Source organism: Collinsella sp. An7, from assembly GCF_002159335.1.
Taxonomy (GTDB): Bacteria; Actinomycetota; Coriobacteriia; order Coriobacteriales; family Coriobacteriaceae; genus Coprousia.
Genome location: NZ_NFHP01000005.1, coordinates 94,961 through 111,538, shown reverse-complemented (window position 1 = coordinate 111,538; position 16,578 = coordinate 94,961). Strand labels below are relative to the sequence as shown.

General features: G+C 65.7%; 12 protein-coding genes. 7 read left to right on the top strand and 5 right to left on the bottom strand.

Translation table 11 applies throughout. The features are described 5' to 3' along the window. Positions 1–46: 46 nt before the first annotated feature. The 3 genes from B5G20_RS06980 to B5G20_RS06970 all read left to right on the top strand — a co-directional run bounded on the left by B5G20_RS06980 (position 47) and on the right by B5G20_RS06970 (position 3,057). Positions 47–952, top strand: coding sequence for an alpha/beta hydrolase (locus B5G20_RS06980; RefSeq protein ID WP_087356178.1), 906 nt, complete (start codon positions 47–49; stop codon positions 950–952). 63 nt (positions 953–1,015) lie between these two features. Then, positions 1,016–2,422 carry an alpha-amylase family glycosyl hydrolase gene (locus tag B5G20_RS06975; protein ID WP_087356175.1) on the top strand — a complete coding sequence of 469 codons (1,407 nt, stop codon included), beginning with the start codon at positions 1,016–1,018 and terminating at the stop codon, positions 2,420–2,422. A 14-nt stretch (positions 2,423–2,436) separates the two neighbouring features. Then, positions 2,437–3,057 (top strand): YdcF family protein, encoded by a 621-nt coding sequence (locus tag B5G20_RS06970; protein ID WP_087356173.1) that lies wholly within the window; start codon positions 2,437–2,439, stop codon positions 3,055–3,057. 32 nt (positions 3,058–3,089) lie between these two features. Here B5G20_RS06970 and B5G20_RS06965 read toward each other — a convergent pair whose 3' ends face one another. Both B5G20_RS06965 and B5G20_RS06960 read right to left on the bottom strand, forming a co-directional pair. Further along, positions 3,090–5,318 (bottom strand): YhgE/Pip domain-containing protein, encoded by a 2,229-nt coding sequence (locus B5G20_RS06965; protein WP_087356171.1) that lies wholly within the window; start codon positions 5,316–5,318, stop codon positions 3,090–3,092. After that, the gene (locus B5G20_RS06960) at positions 5,315–7,876 is read right to left on the bottom strand and encodes a YhgE/Pip domain-containing protein (RefSeq protein WP_143750240.1); all 2,562 of its coding nucleotides are present in this window, start codon (positions 7,874–7,876) and stop codon (positions 5,315–5,317) included. The genes B5G20_RS06965 and B5G20_RS06960 overlap by 4 nt, the downstream gene beginning before the upstream one ends. A 133-nt stretch (positions 7,877–8,009) precedes the next feature. Between B5G20_RS06960 and B5G20_RS06955 the strand changes: the two genes are divergently transcribed. Further along, positions 8,010–8,678 carry a TetR/AcrR family transcriptional regulator gene (locus B5G20_RS06955; RefSeq protein ID WP_087356169.1) on the top strand — a complete coding sequence of 223 codons (669 nt, stop codon included), beginning with the start codon at positions 8,010–8,012 and terminating at the stop codon, positions 8,676–8,678. Here B5G20_RS06955 and B5G20_RS06950 read toward each other — a convergent pair. From B5G20_RS06950 to B5G20_RS06940, 3 genes are all read right to left on the bottom strand, one after another. Continuing rightward, a complete protein-coding gene (locus B5G20_RS06950) occupies positions 8,675–9,703 on the bottom strand; it encodes a 3-deoxy-7-phosphoheptulonate synthase (RefSeq protein WP_087356167.1) in 1,029 nt (342 codons plus the stop codon). The genes B5G20_RS06955 and B5G20_RS06950 overlap by 4 nt on opposite strands. Positions 9,704–9,895: 192 nt before the next feature. After that, on the bottom strand, positions 9,896–11,245 hold the full coding sequence (locus tag B5G20_RS06945; RefSeq protein WP_204207703.1) for an immunoglobulin-like domain-containing protein: 1,350 nt from the start codon (positions 11,243–11,245) through the stop codon (positions 9,896–9,898). A gap of 125 nt (positions 11,246–11,370) precedes the next feature. Beyond that, positions 11,371–12,342: a DNA polymerase III subunit epsilon gene (locus B5G20_RS06940; protein ID WP_087356164.1), complete on the bottom strand. Its 972-nt coding sequence runs from the start codon at positions 12,340–12,342 to the stop codon at positions 11,371–11,373. 383 nt (positions 12,343–12,725) lie between these two features. Here B5G20_RS06940 and B5G20_RS06935 point away from each other — a divergent pair, with 383 nt between their 5' ends. From B5G20_RS06935 to ugpC, 3 genes are all read left to right on the top strand, one after another. Further along, positions 12,726–13,787 carry a putative manganese transporter gene (locus B5G20_RS06935; protein WP_087356161.1) on the top strand — a complete coding sequence of 354 codons (1,062 nt, stop codon included), beginning with the start codon at positions 12,726–12,728 and terminating at the stop codon, positions 13,785–13,787. 780 nt (positions 13,788–14,567) lie between these two features. Next, positions 14,568–15,371, top strand: coding sequence for a hypothetical protein (locus tag B5G20_RS06930; protein WP_087356159.1), 804 nt, complete (start codon positions 14,568–14,570; stop codon positions 15,369–15,371). Between the two features lie 28 nt (positions 15,372–15,399). Next, on the top strand, positions 15,400–16,575 hold the full coding sequence (gene ugpC, locus B5G20_RS06925) for a sn-glycerol-3-phosphate ABC transporter ATP-binding protein UgpC (RefSeq protein ID WP_087356158.1): 1,176 nt from the start codon (positions 15,400–15,402) through the stop codon (positions 16,573–16,575). Positions 16,576–16,578: the final 3 nt, after the last annotated feature.

Below are 16,578 nucleotides of genomic sequence, written 5' to 3'. Positions count from 1 at the left end.
ACGACGCTAGAAACCGGTGTCTATCGCCAGCAGAAATGGAGCAGCCATGATTATCGAGAAGCACGCCCTGTGGGGCGACGAGCCCACCGAGGAGCACCCCGCTACCTTTACCGCCTACATCGCCGATCCCATCTCGGCGGCTCCCGATGCGCGCAAGCCCGCCATGATCGTGTGCGGCGGCGGGGGTTTCCACCACATCGCCTCGCACGAGCAGGAGCCGGTGGCGCTTGCCTACCTCGACCGCGGTTACCAGGTTTTCGTACTCGATTATGTGACCATCTCCACGGGTGACGTGAGCTACCCCAACCCCGAGATCGACCTTGCCAAGATGATCGCCACCGTGCGCACAAACGCTGCGGAGTGGCGCGTCGACCCCGACCGTGTGGCGTGCACGGGCTTCTCGGCCGGCGGCTTTATCTGCGCATCGGTTGCCGCGGGCTGGAAGAGTGGCCCCTTTGCCGCCGCCGTTGGCGCGCGTCCCCTCCAGATTCGCCCCGACGCGATCGTGCTTGGCTATCCGCTGCTCGACCCCATCGTCTACCGCGACGAGCAGCTGAGCGACCCGCGCATCGACCTGCGCGTTCCCAAGACCGGCGGCAAGACCGGCCGCGACCTGGTGATGGAGTACATGGAAAAGGTTATGGGCTGCGAGGCGACGGACGAGGCGCTCGCCGCCGCGACGCCGGCGAACGTCCTCGACCACCGCATGCCGCCGACTTTCGTGTGGGGTACCTCCGACGACAAGACCTGTCCCATCGTTGAGGTGTACGACTTTGCCGCGGCGCTCGCGCGGGCCGGTGTGCGCCACGAGGTGCACGTCTTCGACACGGGTCACCACGGCCTCTCGGTGGCCAACGCCAACACCCGGGTCGATAACGCCGACGAGCAGGCGGCGGTGCGCCCTTGGTTTGACCTCGCGTGCGCCTTCCTCGAGCGCGTGGGCGTGGCGTAGGGCGCGTCGGCCGGCGCGCTATACTATCGGTTGACGCATTGTCAACAACTTTCGGAGGATGCCATGTGGGCCTATGAGAGCGTGTTCTATCAGATCTACCCGATCGGGTTTTGCGATGCCCCGCAGGTAAACGACGGTGTGTGCGTGCCGCGTATCCGCAAGGTCGCCGCGTGGGCCGACTACCTCCAAGAGCTCGGCGTGGGCGCGGTGCTTCTCAACCCGGTCTTCGAGTCCTCGTCGCACGGGTACGACACGCGCGACTTCACCAAGGTCGACTGCCGGCTCGGCACCAACGAGGATCTCGCCGAGGTCGTGCGCACGCTTCACGAGCACGGTATCCGTGTGGTGCTGGATGCGGTCTTTAACCATGTGGGGCGCGACTTCTGGGCATTCAGGGACGTGCGCGAGCGCCGGTGGGACTCGCCCTATAAGGACTGGTTCCACCTCAGCTTTGACGGCGACTCCGCCTTTGGCGACGGCTTTTGGTACGAGGGCTGGGAGGGCGTCTACGACCTCGTGAAGCTCAACCTCCAAAATTCCGCGGTTGTGGATTATCTGCTTGAGGTGGTGCGCGGCTGGCGCCACGAGTTTGGGATCGACGGGCTCAGGCTCGACGTGGCCTACCTTCTCGACCGCGACTTTCTTCGCAGGCTCCGGGGCGTGGCAAACGAGCTTTCGGCTGAGGTACCGGCGGGGGAGGCCGACGCGCCTGCGGGCGACGACGGCCCCGCTGCGCGCCTTGCCGCCGACCGCACCTTCGTGCTCATCGGCGAGACGCTCCATGGCGACTACAGCCAGCTCGTGAACCCCGAGATGCTCGACTCCTGCACCAACTACGAGTGCTACAAGGGCCTCTACTCGAGCTTTAACAGCCAGAACATGTTTGAGATCGCCCACTCGCTCCATCGGCAGTTCGGCGGCGACCCGTGGTGCATCTACCGAGGGCTGCACCTGCTGAGTTTTGCGGACAACCACGACGTCACGCGCTTGGCGAGCATTCTCACTGATTGCTCCTGCGTGGAGCCCGCCTACGGGCTCCTCTTAGGCATGCCGGGGATTCCCTGCCTCTACTACGGGAGCGAGTGGGGTGCCGAGGGCGAGAAGTCGTCGGGCGACTGGGCGCTCCGGCCGGCGTTTGATGAGCCTGCGCCAAACGAGCTGACGGCTTGGATTCGTCGGCTTATCGCTGCGAGGACTGAGGGGCCGGGCGCCCGGGCGCTTTCGTACGGGGCCTATCGCAACGTGGTCATCACCAACAAGCAGCTGCTCTTTGAGCGCGCGGTTGAGGCGTCTGCCGAGGGTCCTGCCGAGCGCGTTTTTGTGGCGGTAAACGCAGTGGCCGAGCCCTTCGACTTCTCCGCGGTCGAGCTCGCGGGTGCGTTTAGCGACCTACTTGCGGGCGAGGATGTCGAGCTTTCGGGCACGCTCCACCTCGAGCCCTACGAGGTCCGCTACCTGCTTCAGCGCTAGCGGGGCGCGCGGTCGTGGCGGGAAAGAGTACCATCTCGAGCCGAGGCCTTGCCCGGCGCGTCCTTCTCGCCGCGATGGCGGTGGCGGCGCTTGCGCTCGTCATCCTTTTGGTGACGGCCGTGCGCATCGGGGCGTTTGGGACGGTCGACGAAACGCGGCCGGCGGACACGGCTATCGTGCTTGGCGCGGCGGTTGTGGGCGACGAGCCCACGCCGGTCTTTGCCGCCCGCATCGACCACGCGATTGACCTGTATTGGGACGGGCTGGTGGATACCATCATCTTCACGGGCGCGAGAAGCCCAGAGGACGAGCTCAGCGAGGCCGAGACGGCGCGTCGCTACGCGCTTGCCCGCGGCGTGCCCGCCGATGCCATCCTCCTCGATGAAGCATCGCGCATCACGAGTGAGAACATCGCCAACGCCGCCCAGATTATGCGCCGGTACAACCTTGAGAGTGCGCTGGTGGTGAGCGACCCTCCGCATATGCTCCGCTCGGTCCGCATGGCGTGCGATGCCGGAATCGACGCGGCGAGCTCGCCTACACCAACGTCGCGCTACCAAACGCTTGCCACACAGTTCCCCTTCATTGCGCGTGAGACGGTGCTCTACCTTGGCTACCTGCTTTTTGGTATGTAGCGGGCGCGCGTACTCGGGGCGCTCTGGGGCACTCACATGACGCGGGTGTCCTCGAGCCTGTGCTCGATCCAGCCGTTCGCACGGGCGAGGTGCCGGCGCAGGATAAGTCCTAGGATGAGGGCGGGGACAAGATATGCCGCGAGCCTGCCCATCGCGAGTCCGTAGTCGCCTCCGTAGATGCCAAACATCGCCGCGCGGAAGGCGTCCTCGGCGTGTACGAAGGGGAGCCACCGGTAGATGACCTGGAAGGCCTCCGGGAGCATCTGGGGCGGGAAGGTGCCGCCCGAACCGGCGACTTGGATGACCATGAGCACGACGGCGATGGCCTTGCCCACATCGCCAAACGCCGCGGTGAGCGCGAAGATGATGTTCACGAAGACAAATGACGCGAGCCAGCCTGTTGCAAAGAACAGGAGCGGATGCGCGCACTGCACGCCAAGGTAGTAGAGGTCGCCGGCGCAGATGAGCGACGCTTGGGCGAGGCCGATGGCGGCGAAGAAGGCGAGGCGGCCCACATACGCCTGCCCGATCGAGGCGCCCGCCGCCGTACGGGTCCTGCTGCTCGGCGCGATCTTGGTAAGCGCGGCGAGGACCACACCGCCGATCCAGATGGCGAGCGTGGTATAGAACGGCGCCATGGCGGACCCGTTGTTCTCGACGGGAAAGACCGCGGTGCGATCGAGCACAACCGGGGACGCCATGAAGGCGGCGAGCTTGCTCGGTCCGGCGGAGAGGATCTGGCGGATTTGGGAGACGTCCTCAGAGGCAAGAGCGTCCGAGAGGCGTCCGTGTAGCTCGTCCAGCTGCGCTGCCGCCGCCTCGAGGGCGTCTGCCGTGCTCGTGAGCGTGCCCGAGCCATCTGCGACGGCATCGGAGGCAGACGTTGCGGCGTTGTCGACGGCGTCGAGTGTTGTGCTCAGACTCTGCGCGAGGGTCTGCGCATCGGTGGCTCCGCGGTCGATCTCGGCGGCGAGGGCATCTAAGGATGAGATGGCGTTTTGGGTCGCCGTGCCTCTGAGTGCGGAGAGCCCGCCTGCGGCATCGCTGACAAGGCCGTCGAGCTCCTCGTGCGCCGCTTTCGCGTCTGTCGCCCCCTGCGCGAGGTCGCCTGCGGTCTTTTCGAGCGTGCCGGAGAGCTCGCTGAGCTCGGTGTTAAGTCCCGTGACGCGCGCCTTCACGCTCTCGAGGTCGCCCACAACGCGGTTGAGTGCGCCGGCAAGCGCGCTTCCCGCCTCCGCCTTGCCCGCAAGCTCGCGGGCAAGCGCGATTTGCGCGTCGAGTGCTGAGGACAGCTCGCCCACCTGCGCCGCCTCCTCGTCCACGATAGCCTTTGCCTGGGTAAGCGCGCTGGTGAGGTCCTTTGTCTGGGCACCTGCGGCGGTAAAGGCACGATCGATAGCGGCGGATACATCGTCCATGGCAGACGATCCGGCATCGAGGGCGTCGTCAAGTGCGCTCGATGCGCCTGCGAGCGCGTCCGCAACGTCGCGCACGCCCGCTGCGGTGCCGTCGAGCGCCTGCGCGGCGGTAAGGGCGGGGTCTCCGGCGGCATCGAGCGCATCTCCGCCTGAGCCGAGCAGGTGCGCGCAGGACGAGAGCAGCCCCGCATAGGAGCGGGCGTCTCCCGCGGCGCCGCGCAGGGCAGCCCCGGCGCTCACCACGGCTTGGTCGAGGCGGCCGGCGACCGAGGCGACCTCATTATCGTCGAGCGTGCTCGAAAGCTCGTCGAGCGCACCGGCGCCCACATCGGTCACGGCGGCGGCAAAGCTCTGGTCGATATCGGCGCGAACGGCGTTTGCCGCCTTGTCCGTCACAATCTCGGCGATGGCGTTTGCCTTCTGGTTCTGCAGAAAGGTGACCTCGGCAGCGTCCGCGCCGGTCGAAAAGCCGGTGAGTAGTCGCTCGGAGAAATCCTCGGGGATGATGAGGGCGGCGTAGTAGGCGCCCGAGCGCACGCCCTCGCGCGCATCCTCCTCTGTGGTGGCAACGTAACCGATGCTCTCGGAGGCACGCAGCCTGTCCACGATGCGGTCTCCCAGATCGAGCTTCACCGGCACGAGCGCGCCCTCATAGCCACGGTCGTTGTTGGCGACGGCCACCTCGAGGTTCTTTGTGTTGCCGTAGGGGTCCCAGCTCCCCGCGATGTTGAACCAGGCGTAAAACGACGGCACCACGATCATGCCGATTATCACTACGAGCGTGATGGCGTTTTGCGACGCCTGCCGCGCGTCGTGTCGGATGATGCGCCAAATAGCCTTCATCGAGCATCGCCTCCCTTTTGGGCGTGTGCGCCTATCGAATGTGTCCTCTCGCTATCTGCAACGGCGATGACGGCGTCTGCACGGTCCTTGAGGTACTCGATCACGATGAGGTAGGTCGAAAGCACCACAAGCGAGACGATCCAGCACATGAGGAGGGCGAACTTCGCCGGCAAGATAAGCAGCAGACCGAGGAGCACCATGGGAACGACAACGAGCGCGACAAGTCCGCGGCGCACCAGGGTGGGATAGCTTGTGCAGAAACGCATGGCGCGCGTGAGCACGGCGCTGCGGCGGTCGGGGGAGGAGAGGAGCGCGCGGGCGAGGACGATGGGGCGCGCTGTGGCGGCGCCCGCGGCCTCGCGCTCCGCCACCATGAGGTCGGTTGCGGCGAGGCGCCGGTCAAAGAGGGTGTTTACGGAGAGGAGGTAGCGGCGGATGCCGATGCCTATGATTGCAGCGGGAATGATGAAGACGAGCAACATAGCGAGGTTTTTGAGGTAGTAGCCGTCGTAGAAGCCGGCGACCGCCTCGCGCATGGCGTTGATGCCGTACGTGAAGGGCAGCAACGGTCCGAGCGCGCGGAAAAAGCCGGGTTGCATCTGAATGGGGTAAAGTCCGGATGCCCCGGGGATCTGGAGCACCACGATGAGCACGGCGAGCGCCTTGCCGATGTGCTTGAACGCGACCGCGAGGGCGTAGACGAACAGCACGTAGACGGCAGAAGCAACCATCCCTGCAAAGACGAACGCGGCGGGCGCTACACACTGGATGCCGAGTACGATGTCGCCGATGCAGCAGATGAGTGCCTGCACCTGGCCGAGTGCGGCGAGCAGAAGCCACCTGCCGAGAAAGCTCTGCCAAGGGGCGATGACCCCTATGCCCTCAGGGTCCACCTCGAGCTTGTAGATTGCAACGAGTACGAACCCTCCGACCCAAAGCGCGAGGTTGGTGTAGAAGGGGGCGACGCCGGAGCCGTAGTTAGCAACGGGGAAGACCGCTTCATCTGCCATCTTGACGGGTGAGGAGGCATAGGCGCCCACCGTCGCAGGGTCGAGCTTGAGGATGTCCGCGACGGCGTCGGCGTCTCGAACCGACCCGAGCGCGGCGAGCTCTGCGGCGAGCCGGTCCATATCGTCTGCAGCGCTTTCCACCGTCTCCGAGGTGGTGCCCACCGCACCGCTGGCCTCGTCGAGCATCCCGTCGAGCACCTCGAGCGTGCCGTTCGCCTGGGAAAGCAGGGCGGAGACCGTCTCCGCCGCGCCTGCGACGTCGCCGCCCGCATCGGCAAAGGCGTCAAGCCCGGAGGCGAGCGCGGGCGCCGTGCCGGTAAGCAGGCTCGATTGCAAACCAGCGAGCTCGGAGGTTGCGGTGCCGATGGCGTCCGAGACCGTGGCGGAAAGGTCGCGCACGCTGTCGGCGGACTCCTTGAGGTTATCCGAGATGCTCTGGAGCTGGTCGAGCTCGCCCTTGAGCGTGTTGATGAAATTCTCCAGCTGGGCAACGCTCGCGTCGAGTTTCTCGCCGAGGCCTCCCTGGGTGCCCGCGCCCGCCGCCTGCACGTCGTTTCGTGCGTTCTTGAGTGCTTGCAGCAGGTTCTCGAGGGTGGTAAGCGTGCCGCGAAGCTCCGCGAGAGCGCGGTCAAACTGCCCTTGCGCCGCACCCGCGTCTCCGGCAAGCTCGCCTATGTCATAGGCAGCGGTCGACGAGATGCGCGCGATGGCCGCCGAGCCGTTCCCGAGCGCCGCGGCGAGTGAGCCCGCGGTGCTTTGTACGGCGGAACGGGTTTGGCCCAGATCGTCGAGGGCGCCTGAGAGCGTGGTTTTGAGGTTGGATGCGGTGCCGGCGAGCTCGCCCGTTGTTTCGCGTGCCGCTGCGACCGCCGTGCGTGAGGCTCCGATGGTGTCAGAGGCCTTGTCGAGCGTGCCCGCAAGGTCGCGCAGCAGCGAGGCGCTCTGCGTGAGGCTCTGCTCGACCGTTCCCCTGGCGTCGTCCGCCTCGTCGGTTGCCGTGTTGACTGCCCCCTTGAGTTTTTCGGTCACCGCGCTGCCCGCCACGGAGACAAACTGGCTTGCGATCTCATTCTCAAGCGTGGTGGCGCCCGTGTCGGTTACCTTGGGCGCGACGGCGTTGAGCTTCTCGTTGACCAGGTAGTCGATGTGCGCGGGCCCCGGCGTGCCCTCAAGCACGCCTGCGAGGCGCTGGGTGAAGTCGCGCGGGATGATAAAGGCGGCGTAGTACTTCCCGGCTGAAAGGTCGTGCTTGGCTGTTTCCTCATCATCTACGAAGGTCCAACCGAGTTGGTGGTTCTCCTTCAAGCGGTCGCGCACCATTGCGCCCGCGTTCATCTCGCCCATCCCTGGGACGTCCGCCCCCTCGTCCGTAATGACGACGGCTATGGGCACCGTTGCGGTGTTCTCGTAGGGGTCCCAGTTGGCGAGGATGTTTGTCCACGCGTAGAGCGAGGGGATGATGCAGACCCCAAGGGTGATGACGATGGCGACAGGATTTGTGAGGATGCGTTTGAGGTCCCGCAGAAAGATGTGGAAGACGGTTTGCACGATGCTGCCCTTCTCATGAGGATTCGGCAGCAATAATACCCAAAGAGAGATTAAGCAACACTTGTGGAATAATTAACGGTGTCTATGCAATGGAGTGACCCCGTCTGTGGGTTTTGGGACAAAGGAGCGCGCTATGGGGATGAGTGCAGATGCAAGAGGTGCCGCGAGGCAGGACCGGCGCGTGGTGCGGAGTCGCCGTGCCATCGTCCAGGCGTTTGAGCAACTGCTTGCCGAGCGCCCGCTCGACAAGATTACCGTGAGCGCAATCGCGCAGCGCGCAGACGTCGACCGCAAGACGTTTTATCAGCACTATGGGAGCATCTCCGGGTTGTTGGACGCTATCGCCTGGGACTTTGCCGCGCGCGTGCTCGATGAGGTGGAGCGTACCTGCGCCGCGAACGGCCGCACCGACGCCGCTCCCGAGATGCTGCACGCCTTCTTCCGCGCGCTTGCGGGCAACCTCAGTGCGAACATGGCGCGCGAGCGCGGATTTTTCGAGCACGTTCCCACCGAGGTGCTTTACGAACGCCTGCGCGCGCCCTTTGAGCGCCAGATCGTGGACCGCGGCCTCATCGCGGGCATCATCGCAGACGATATCCGCGAGCCTGCCCTCGCCTTCGTTTTGGGTGGTATGCTCGCGCTCATGCGCGACTGGCTAGAAGACGGTGATACGCGCGCTATTGACGACGTCGTCTCGCTTGCCTGTGCGCTTACCGAGCGCGGCCTCGCCGGCATCGCGCTGGGCGATGGCGACGAGGCCACAGGTAGTGCCTTGATGTCCGAGCGGTCGGGCGTGTCTTAAGCGCGGTCGGCGAGGTCCAGGATGAGTTGCGCGGTCTTTGCCCAGCCGAGGCACGGGTCGGTGATCGACTTGCCGTAGACCCCGCCGTCGACCGGCTGGTTGCCGTCCTCGAGGTAGCTCTCCACCATAAAGCCCTTCACCAGGCCGCGGATCGCCTCGTTGCGGCGGCACGAGTCGAGCACCTCCTTGCAGATGCGCAGCTGCTCAAGCGGCCGCTTGCCCGAGTTGTCGTGGTTACAGTCCACGATGACGGCCGGGTTGGCGTACTTCTCGGGCGTGTAGTTCTGCGCCAGGCGCTCGAGGTGCTCGTAGTGGTAGTTGGGGTAGGTGCGCCCGTCGAGGCCGATGTAGCCGCGCAGCACGGCGTGCGCGAGCGGGTTGCCCGGGGTCTCGACCTCCCAGTTGCGGTAGATGAACGACTGCTCGGCCTGTGCGGCGTAGATGGAGTTGAGCATGACGCTCGTGGAGCCGGCGGTGGGGTTCTTCATGCCCACGGGTACCGACACGCCCGAGGCCACGAGGCGGTGCTCCTGGTTCTCAACCGAGCGGGCGCCCACGGCCACATACGAGAGCAGGTCGATGAGGTACTGGAAGTTCGTGGGGTAGAGCATCTCGTCGGCGGTGAACATGCCCGTCTCCTCGATGACGCGCAGGTGCATCCGGCGGATGGCCTTAACGCCCTCGAGCAGGTCGTCGGGCGCCTCGGGGTCGGGGTTGTGCAGAAGGCCTTTGTAGCCCGTGCCCTTGGTGCGCGGCTTGTTGGTGTAGACGCGCGGGATGATCAGGATCTTCTCGCGGACCTCCTCGGCGATGGCAGCAAGGCGCGTCATGTAGTCGAGCACGGAGTCCTCGCGGTCGGCCGAGCAGGGGCCGATGATGAGCACCTTGCGCGAGTCCTCGCCGGTAAAGACGCGAGCCACCTCGGCGTCAAACGCGACCTTCTTGGCGCGCATCTCGTCGGAGAGCGGCATCTCCTCGCGGATGTCCTTGGGGATGGGCAGCAGGCGCTTGAAGTTCATCGACATGGTGGTTCCTTTTCGTGCGGTCGGGGGGTGGGTCAGATGTGGTGATGCTAACAGAAAAGCCGGGCACTCCGCAGAGGTACCCGGCCCGTAACGGAATGTTTCCAATGCGGCCGCGCGACAATGGGGACAGGTTATGTTGACGCGTGACAATTCAACCTGTTCCCTTTGCCATGCGGCGCCCCGCGGCTGCGGCTAGCTCACGAGGTTCTTGAACCCGTCGAGCGAGTAGTCGCCCGAGATGCGCACGCGGGGGAGCGCCCGTACGTCATCGCCCACCTCGCAGCGGCGGTTCTCGGTGGTAAAGGCGCAGAGAATGCCCGCTTCGTCCACCGCGGCGAGGGCGTCGGCGGTGGTGTCGCCATAGGGGTAGGCAAACGCCTGGCTCGAGCCCACGAGCTCTTCGGCCTGCTTAAGGTCGGCGACGATCTCGTCGCGCGAGAGTGCGCTCACGACCCCGCCGTGCCCGACCGTTCCGCCGGCGCGGTGCATGTTGAAGGAGTGCGACTCGTACGAGACGTAGGGGCTCGCGTGCTCGACCATCTTGGCCGTGGCGTCCTCCTGCGAGGCGATGATAAAAGACGTGGCGGGCACCTGGTACTTCTCGAGCATTTCGACGCCGCAGGTCAAAAAGCCCAGCTCGCCGTCGTCAAAGGTGAGGACGATGCTGTTTGCGGGGAGGGTGTGCGTGCCCTCAAGAAACGCCCGCACCTCGGGGAACGACGGGAAGTAGTAGTCGTTCTCGGTAAGGTAGGCGAGCTGCGCCTCGAGATCGGTGTTGAGGATGTAGTTGCCGTTGAGGTTCTCGGGCGGGGCGTCCGCGGTGTAGACGTAGTGGTACATGAGGACGGGGATGTCGCCCGTCTGTGCGTCCATCTCCTCAACCACGTGCACGGTGCGCGTGGCCGTGGCAGTGTGGCCGGCGGAGTCGCTCACGGTGTAGGTGACCTCGTACTTGCCGGGCTTGGAGGTGTCGACCGAGCCCGAGGTTTTGATCTTGGGCGTGAGGATGCCGTCGGTGGGCTCGGCTGCGTGCGCGCCACCCTCGAGGTAGTCCTCGCCCACGAGCACCTTGGTATCCGCGTCGCCGTTGAGGCCGATGACAATATCACCGGGATCGGTAGCCGTCTCCTCGATGGTGGCGAGGTTGTCGTCATGGGTGGCGGCCGGAGCGCCCCCAAAGAGACTCCCGAGGGCCGTTACGGCACCCCAGCCAACGAGCACGATGGCTACGAGCGCGGCGATGCCGATGGCAAGGGGTGCAAGCGAGCGGCGCTTGCGGGGCCGGGGCGCGCGACGCGGCACTGCGGCGGTGCGCCGGCCGGCGGCATGGGAGGCGCGGCCGGTCTGGGCGGCGCTGCCGGGGTGGGTCGTGCGACCGGTTTGGGCGGCGCGGGCGCTCCGAGGCGCGGTGCCGTGCGCGGCGGGTGCCCGATGTGCGCCGGGGCGCGGCGTGCCGCCGGCTGCCTGGGTGCTGGCGCGGTGCCGGGGCGCTGCCGTGTTGCCGGGCGTGGGAGCCCCTTGGGGTCGCGGTGCTCGGCGCATATGGGGCCGCTGCTGGCCCGTATGGTCAATGCGATCGTGGTCGCGCATGGTCGTCTCCATCCCGCTGACAATGGGGACAGGTTGGTCTGTCACGTGACAAATCAACCTGTCCCCACTGTTACATGCTATTTGGCAAACATGTTCTTAAGGTTGAACTCGGCCTGCACCGTGCGGAGCATGAGGTCGGTGTCGTCGAGGCCGAGGTGCTGCTCCGCCTCGTCGGCCGAGAGCGTACCGCGGCGGCGCGCCCAATTCTCGAGGCTCGCCGGCGCCGACTCGCGGGGTAGCGACGCAACCTCGCTGTCGAGCTTGCGGCAGATGTCACGCGAGTCCACGACCGCGATCTTTCCCTCGCGGCGCGCCTCGGCGTATCCGTCGAGGTGCAGCATGAACCACGAGTCCTCAAACGCCGCGTTGTGCGCCATGATGGGGTAGCGCTTCATGAGCTTGAGGAGCTGGGCCTGGAGCTTCTTGTTCTCGCGGAAGGGCGTCTTACCCTCGATGTCAGCCCAGGTGATGTGGTGGATGTTCTCGAGCGGCACGCCGGCGGTCTTGTACGGGTCTTCGGGGATGCCAAAGAACTCCGCCTGCCCGTCGCGCGGGACGGCATCGCTCGTAAGGTCCATGAGTTCCCAGCCGACGTTGAGGATGTAGCCGCGCTCGGGCGCGGTGCCGGTGGTCTCGATGTCGATGCCGAGGATGGTGCCCTTGATGGGCTTGCGCACGTAGGCGACGGCGTAGGCGTTGCGGTCGCCGCGGACCTCGCGGGCAACCGAGGCCGCCGAGCGCTTCTGGATGGCGCCGATGCCTGCGCAGAGGTCGTCGTCGGAGAGGCTGCGTGAGAGAAAGCCGCTCGAGACGTTGCGCAGGCGCGCCTCGCCGATGGCGTCGCAGAGGGCGCGGTTGCGGTCGCCGAGCTCGCGCACCAGGTCGTAGGAGTAGGCGGGCTCGTCTGCCGCGCGCCAGTCGGTGTCGAGGGTCTTCATGGCGTCCTCGCCCTTTTGACGCTCGGCTTCCATGACCTCGTAGCCGCTGCCAAAGATGAGCTCGGGGAAGTAGTAGGAGTTCGCGTAGTCGAGTGCGTCCTGGACCTTCAAGGGGGATCCTTTCGTCGTTGCTGCCCTGATCGGGCCGTCGATGCGGCGCGTGGGCATCCTTTTGCTCGTGGTCCTCGGTCGTTCGAGCTTTGCTCGAACGACCTGCGGGAAACTCGCTGCGGGGTACGCGGCGGACGCTCCGACGGCCCTTGTGCTGCCACCGAAGGATGGCAGGTCAAATACAGAGAGCTTATTGTAGTTGTTGCGACGATTGGTGGGGAAGGGGGCGTAGAGTTTTCCGTAGGAAACTCATCGTGGTATGATGGCCGCTCGTTAGCTGGGCGGTTTTCGTGCGCTTGTGTTGTGCGTGCGGGGCGCCTCGGCGCGCAATCGCATCGCTCGGGGCCTGCCGTCCCGTTTGCCTATGAAGGGGTCTGAGGCCCATGGAGCTCCTGGAACATATCGTGATTCACAGCTTTGAGGACACGCTGCCGCTCGTGCCGTTTCTCTTTGTGACCTATCTGGTGCTCGAGCTTTTGGAGCATACGGCGGGGGAACGGGTGAACGCGCTCGTGCGGCGCGCCGGCGCGGCCGGTCCCGTGGTGGGCGCGCTTCTGGGCATCGTGCCCCAGTGCGGTTTCTCGGCCATGGGCGCGACGCTCTACGCCGGGCGTGTCATCACGCTCGGCACGCTCGTGGCGGTCTTTCTCTCTACCTCCGACGAGATGCTGCCCCTGCTCCTCGCCGAGCAGGTCGATGTGGCGCTTGTGGTGAAGATCCTGCTCATCAAGGCGCTCATCGCGGCCGTTGTGGGCCTTGCGGCAGATGCTGCGCTCCGCGCCTTGCGCAGAAACGTCCGTGCGCACGCGGCCGTTCGACGCGGGGTCTTTGGTCCGCGCGCGGAGCATGGTGCCGGTGCCGCGGCGGAGCCCGACCTCATTGACGAGCTTGCCGAGGCAGGCGAGGGCGCCGATTACATCCATCGGCTTTGCGAGCGCGATCATTGCGGTTGCGACGACGATGCCGCTGTGCACGCGCACGATCATGGCGACCATGATCATGCTCACGGTTGCCACGGGCACGGTCACGACCATGTGCGCGCCAAGGGCATGGCGTTCTCGGTCGTGAGGAGTGCGCTTTCGCACACGCTGCAGGTCACGGTCTTTATCTATGTGGTGACGCTCGTGCTCGTGGCCGTGCTCGAGACGGTGGGCGAGGGCGCGCTCGCCACGATGCTCGGCACTAACGAGGCGCTCTCGGTCTTTGCCGCCGCGCTCGTGGGGCTCATCCCCAACTGTGCGGCAAGCGTCGTGGTGACCCAGCTCTACCTCGAAGGCGTTCTCTCGTTTGGCGCGATGATCGCCGGAACCCTCGTGGGCGCTGGCACGGGCTTTCTCGTGCTCTTCCGCACCAACCGGAGTCTCCGCGAGAACCTGGTGATCCTCGGGCTCCTCTATGTGGTGGGTGTCGTGGCGGGGCTCGTCCTCATGGCCCTTGGCGCGTAATGGGTCATTTGGGGACGTGTTCCGTTTGACCCATTGGTGTGCGGCATTGGCAAGCGGCGCTTCGGTTCTGCTGCAGTTTGTCAAATAAACGGGCCGTCGTGGTGCTCCGATTGACTATCTGCGGCAACATTCGGCGCGCCGATTTTGTTCTACTGCAGATTGTCAAACAAGGGACGCGACAGCGCGGTTCGATTGACAATCTGCGGTGCAATGCACAGATGCGCCTCTATTGCGCCGCAGATCGTCAATGGGTCATTTGGGGACGTGCTCCGTTTGACCCATACTTAGGTGCGAAACTGCGGTAGCGGTGAGCAGCTAAATCGTCGTTGCCGCAGATTGTCATCCAAGAGGGCTCAAACGCGGCCTTAGGTTACAAAATGCGGCAGCCATGGACGGTACGCTCACCGTTGCCGCGTTTTGTTACCTAAGGCGGCCGCAACGCCACCTTAGGTGCGAAACTGCGGCGGTGGCATGCGCGGACCCGGTGCAGGGCAGTCAGCCCAAACCCGGCGAAGGGCCGCGACCTCGAGCCCGGCGAAGGGCCGTGGGTCCAGACCCGGCGGACCCCCTCCGCCCCACTGTCGTGCTTACCGTTTCTTAACTAACGTAACCCCCCAGTTCACAAACCTAATTCTCCTTGCCAGCGGCCGCTCCGGGCTGGCGTATGCCGTGCGCAACCTTTACGTGGCGCGCGCGACCCGTGACGCCGCTTTTACGCAGCCATGACACGCACGCTTCACCATAGCGAGTGTTTGAGCTGCGAAAGGAGATTCAAGACCCATGCTGAACGACTGCTCCATGACCCAGGTTGCCGCGAGCATCGCCGCGTGCCTCGGCGTCGAGCCGCCCGCCGAGGCCGAGCCCGCCTACCCGCTGGTGGGCGATTTCATGCGCGCTCGCGGCGTCGAGCGCGTCGAGCGCGCGCTGCTCTTCTGCCCCGACGCGGTGGCACTGTGGCTCTACCAGCGCTACACCTCCTGGTACGCGCCCGTGCTCGCCGAGGCGCCCGTGGCGCTGCCCGTGCGCACCATGCTTCCCTCCGTCACCCCGGTCTGCTTCGGCACCATGTTCACGGGCGTGACCCCGCACGTGCACGGTATCGAGTGCTACGACAAGCACATTCTCGCCCAGGACTCGCTCTTCGACGCGCTTGTGCGCGCCGGTAAGCGCGTGGCCCTCGTGGCGGTCGCCGACTCGAGCTTCGACATCCTCTTCTCCGACCGTGCGATCGACCGGTTCATCCTGCCCTACGACGGAGATGTCAACGCAAAGGCGCGCGAGCTCATCGACGCCGACGAGCACGATGTCGTCGTGGTCTACAACCAGGAGTTCGACGATGTGATGCACGCCACCTACCCCGAGTCCAAGCGCGCCCTCGAGGCGCTCGAGCACCACATCGCCGCTTTCGGCGAGCTCGCCGGACTCGCCCGCACTGCGTGGGCCCATCACGACCGCATGGTGGCGTGGCTGCCCGACCACGGTGTCCACATCGCCGACAACGGCCACGGCCAGCACGGTTCTGACCGTGAGGATGACCTCAACACCCTGCACTTCTACGGGTTTGCCCCGGCGGCCCGGGCCTAGACGCCAAGCACGCACAGAGGAGATGGTTATGGCAAAGATCGTATGCAAGGACCTCAAGAAGAGCTATGACGGCAAGACCGAGGTGCTTGCCGGCATCAATCTCGAGATTCAGGAAGGCGAGTTCTTCATCCTCGTCGGCCCCTCGGGCTGCGGCAAGTCGACGCTTCTGCGCATCATCGCCGGCCTCGAGGGCGTGAGCGCCGGCGAGCTCATCATGGACGGCAAGCTCGCCAACGAGATGCTCCCCAAGGACCGCAACCTCACCATGGTGTTCCAGAGCTACGCGCTCTATCCGCACCTGTCGGTCCGCGACAACATCCTCTTCGGCCTCGACGTCAAGAAGGTCGCCAAGGACGAGCAGGAGCGCCGTCTCGCCGAGGCCGCTGAGCTCCTGGGCCTCACCGACTACCTCGACCGCAAGCCGCGCGCGCTCTCCGGCGGCCAGCGCCAGCGCGTCGCGCTCGCCCGCAGCGTCTGCAGCCAGGCGCCTCTGTGCCTCATGGACGAGCCGCTCTCCAACCTCGACGCCAAGCTCCGCGCCTCCATGCGCGTCGAGATTCGCCGTCTGCAGCAGCGCCTCGGGCTCACCGTGGTCTACGTCACGCACGACCAGGTCGAGGCCATGACCATGGGCGACCGCATCGCGGTGCTCTCCAACGGGCGCATTCAGCAGCTCGGTACCCCGCTCGAGCTCTACAATCACCCCGCCAACGAGTTTGTGGCGACCTTCATCGGCACGCCGCAGATGAACATGGCTATCGCCGAGGTCCAGCCCGAGGGGCTCGTCCTCAACGACGACGTGGTGGTGCCGCTTTCCGCCGAGGACCGCGCCAAGCTCCCAGCCGGCACTCGCTGGAAGGTGGGCTTCCGTCCCGAGCAGGTCTACCCGGCCACGGCCACGAGCGTGCACCAGGTCGACGTTTCCGTGGTGAGCTCCGAGATGATGGGCAACGAGACCCTCATCTTCTTCAACGTGGGCTCGGAGCTCTTCACCGCGCGCTGGCAGGGCCAGCACCGCGTGGAGACGGGCGCTGCGCTCCGCGTGAGCCTCGACCCGCGGTACGCGCACTTCTTTGACGTCAACACCGGGGCGCTCGTGCGTGCGGCCGAGGATCTCGACGAGCAGGGTGCGCGCAGCACCTCCGTGGTGGATGAGTCGCTCGCCGCCCGTATGGAGGCGGCGCCGGCCGCCCCGATGGCGTAAGGG

Bases quoted from the DNA above. Each gene is read 5' to 3' on its own strand.
- ugpC (WP_087356158.1), top strand. From the start codon at position 15,400: ATGGCAAAGATCGTATGCAAGGACCTCAAGAAGAGCTATGACGGCAAG.
- B5G20_RS06935 (WP_087356161.1), top strand. From the start codon at position 12,726: ATGGAGCTCCTGGAACATATCGTGATTCACAGCTTTGAGGACACGCTG.
- B5G20_RS06945 (WP_204207703.1), bottom strand. From the start codon at position 11,245: ATGCGCCGAGCACCGCGACCCCAAGGGGCTCCCACGCCCGGCAACACG.
- B5G20_RS06950 (WP_087356167.1), bottom strand. From the start codon at position 9,703: ATGTCGATGAACTTCAAGCGCCTGCTGCCCATCCCCAAGGACATCCGC.
- B5G20_RS06965 (WP_087356171.1), bottom strand. From the start codon at position 5,318: ATGAAGGCTATTTGGCGCATCATCCGACACGACGCGCGGCAGGCGTCG.
- B5G20_RS06930 (WP_087356159.1), top strand. From the start codon at position 14,568: ATGCTGAACGACTGCTCCATGACCCAGGTTGCCGCGAGCATCGCCGCG.
- B5G20_RS06955 (WP_087356169.1), top strand. From the start codon at position 8,010: ATGGGGATGAGTGCAGATGCAAGAGGTGCCGCGAGGCAGGACCGGCGC.
- B5G20_RS06975 (WP_087356175.1), top strand. From the start codon at position 1,016: ATGTGGGCCTATGAGAGCGTGTTCTATCAGATCTACCCGATCGGGTTT.
- B5G20_RS06980 (WP_087356178.1), top strand. From the start codon at position 47: ATGATTATCGAGAAGCACGCCCTGTGGGGCGACGAGCCCACCGAGGAG.